This is a genomic window from Acetobacter sp. AN02, from assembly GCF_029759835.1.
Classification (GTDB): Bacteria; Pseudomonadota; Alphaproteobacteria; order Acetobacterales; family Acetobacteraceae; genus Acetobacter.
On record NZ_JAJJND010000162.1, the window covers coordinates 1 to 2,587 of the forward strand.

General features: G+C 52.0%; 4 protein-coding genes and 1 pseudogene. All 5 read left to right on the forward strand.

The window, feature by feature from the left end:
• Positions 1–393: hypothetical protein (locus LOC54_RS12025; protein WP_279314024.1), on the forward strand; the 393-nt coding region annotated here is incomplete at its 5' end.
• An 8-nt stretch (positions 394–401) separates the two neighbouring features.
• Positions 402–545, forward strand: a complete 144-nt coding sequence (locus LOC54_RS12030) for a hypothetical protein (RefSeq protein ID WP_279314027.1) — start codon at positions 402–404, stop codon at positions 543–545.
• 104 nt (positions 546–649) lie between these two features.
• Complete coding sequence (gene mobV, locus LOC54_RS12035; protein WP_279314025.1) at positions 650–1,639, forward strand: MobV family relaxase; 990 nt, start codon at positions 650–652, stop codon at positions 1,637–1,639.
• A gap of 38 nt (positions 1,640–1,677) precedes the next feature.
• Positions 1,678–2,031, forward strand: coding sequence for a protease inhibitor I42 family protein (locus tag LOC54_RS12040; RefSeq protein WP_279314026.1), 354 nt, complete (start codon positions 1,678–1,680; stop codon positions 2,029–2,031).
• Positions 2,032–2,333: 302 nt separating this feature from the next.
• A pseudogene (locus LOC54_RS12045) lies at positions 2,334–2,587 on the forward strand (hypothetical protein); the annotation flags it as partial.

The following is a 2,587-nucleotide window of genomic DNA, read 5'->3' on the forward strand; positions in this document are numbered from 1 at the left end:
CCGTTTGTCATGATCCGTCCCGCACAGAACCGTGCTGTCACACTATGGCTGATGAAAAACAGTAAGCGCCCCATGAAGGCCGTGGACGTCTGGACGCTCCTATTCGACCACCTGTTCCCGCACACCGGACAGATCATGCTGACCCGCGAAGAAATCGCAGAAAAGGCCGGAATTAGGGTCAACGAAGTTACGGCCATCATGAATGAACTTGTGAAGTTCGGCGCGATTTTCTCTGAGCGCGAAAAGGTGGCTGGTATGCGGGGGCCGGGTCTCGTCCGCTACTACATGAACCGGCATGTGGCCGAGGTCGGCAGCCGTGCCACGCAAGAAGAATTGGCCCTGATTCCCAAACCGGGAACCAAGCTGGAAGTCGTGCAGGGTGGCAAGGCATAATGCGGCTTGTGCCATTCGATAGCGTGAAAGCAGCTCGTGACCCATTAGTGCAAAAAGAGCTGCTGAAAATGGCGCTGGCCGATGGTGATCTGGTGGCTTTAGCTCACGCCTTGGCCGTGATCGAAAAGGCCAAGATTACCCCCGGCGTCTGATGGGGAAGGGTCGAGGGATGGGGGCTTGCTCCCGCCCCGCTTACGACAATTTGCAAGCAAATTGTGTAGTAAGTCCACCTTTTGAAAAAGGGGGCTGAAACACCATGTCAAACTTCGCCATTCTTCGGGTTCAGAAACTCAAGTCGCCCAAGTCCGTCCGGGCATCCATGAAGCACGCCTACCGAGAGCAGGACACGCCAAACGCTGACGCCACGAGAACGCCAGACAATGACCTGATCGGGCCGCAGAACGTCAAACAGGGCATGATCGCGTTCGAGAAGGCGCTACCTGAGAAGATCCGCAAGAACGCCGTCCAGTGCATCGAATACCTGGTCACGTCCTCACCTGGCGCGTTCGAGAACCGGAACGCTGACCAGGAGGCGTATTTGAACGAGGCGTTGCGCTGGATTCAGGAGCGGCACGGCAAGGACAACGTGATCGCTGCCATCATTCACCGGGACGAAAAAACGCCGCACCTGTCGGCCTACGTGGTGCCAAAAGACCCCGATACGGGCCGCCTGAATTGCCGCCGGTTCCTCGGTGGTGCCAAGGCCCTGAACGAGATGCAGACAGACTTTGCGCGAGTTGTGGGACGCCCTGTCGGACTGGAACGCGGCATCGAGGGAAGCAAGGCCACCCATACCAAGCTGAAAACCTACTACGGGGCGCTAGAACGGGACGCACCCGAGCACAAAAACCTGACCCCTGCCGATCTAGAACCGCAGGTGCTCAAGAAGGGGATTTTTACCCGTGTTGTGGAAGACCCTGAGCAGGTGGCAAAACGCATCAGTCAGACCGTTCAGCAGCATTATGACCCTGCCATTCAGAGCGCCACAGTTGCCCGTACAGCAACCAAACAGGCCAAGGCAGACAGAGAGAGCCTGAAACAGCTTCAGAGCCGTCTGGAGCCTCTTGTGAAGGCTCTGAGGGATATTCCGACCCAATACCGGGAGAAGGTTATCGAGAGCTGCGTGAAACTGGCCCAACAGCTACGCCAGAAACTCCAAGATCAGGCAGTTGAAGCTCAACGGGAACGGGTTAAGGTATTTAGTCGATCTCGAGCGCGAGATAACAGTCATGGCCGAGGTCGATAAAAATATTAGCTGTAATCACAACAATATTAAGGTAGTAAATGAGAAAGTTAATCCCTGTAATTGCTTCTATTATTCCATGCTTTGCTTTTGCAGCGTCAGGTAACGATACTATATCATCAAAAATAAATAGCACATTTTCTTTTGAGCTAAAATCAAATCCAACTACAGGATATGGTTGGATGGTTAAAAGAATACCAAATAATGTTGTTTTACTAGGTATGGAATACGAACAGTCAAAAGATTGCGTCGGGAATCTAGGTTGCGGCGGTGTAGAAAAATTCTTTTTTAAGGCTATTAAAATGGGAAACGGTAAAATCGAATTGAAATACGGCCCTTCATTTGAAAATTTACCAAAAGAATCCACCTATAAATACATAAAAGTTACAAAGTAATACTTCTTCTTAAGCAATAATATTTATCACATATCACTGCCCTTCAAACTGGGAGCGAGTGCGGAGCAGGAGCCGCGTAGCGCGGCCGAAGGCCGTCCCAGTGGGGCACAAATGGCAGTTTTCCACCGAAAAAAGAGAGAGACCATAGAGAGAGATTTTATCTTATTTATATCTAGGGAATAGTCGATCGTCACTTTCCCTTGGGAAACTGCCAAAAATGGCTTGCCATTAGGTCGCACCACGTGCGACCATAAAGTCGCACAGTGTGCGACCTATTCGGCACTCATACAGAGGTTTCCCACATGCGGAACGTGACCCGTCTCAAGACCCAGAAAGATCGACTTCGTGAAGATCAGGCCGAGCAGGTTCGCCAAGCTCTCCTGCCGTTTTTCGATAACCCTGATTTTGACCACGACGCCCTTGGGCGGGTCATGGTCACCGTTCAACGCATCACTACCCCAGCCCCCGGAACAACGGAGCCGTTTGTCATGATCCGTCCCGCACAGAACCGTGCTGTCACACTATGGCTGATGAAAAACAGTAAGCGCCCCATGAA

Excerpts from the sequence above, each read along its gene's own strand:
- mobV (WP_279314025.1), top strand. The coding sequence starts at position 650 with ATGTCAAACTTCGCCATTCTTCGGGTTCAGAAACTCAAGTCGCCCAAG.
- LOC54_RS12040 (WP_279314026.1), top strand. The coding sequence starts at position 1,678 with ATGAGAAAGTTAATCCCTGTAATTGCTTCTATTATTCCATGCTTTGCT.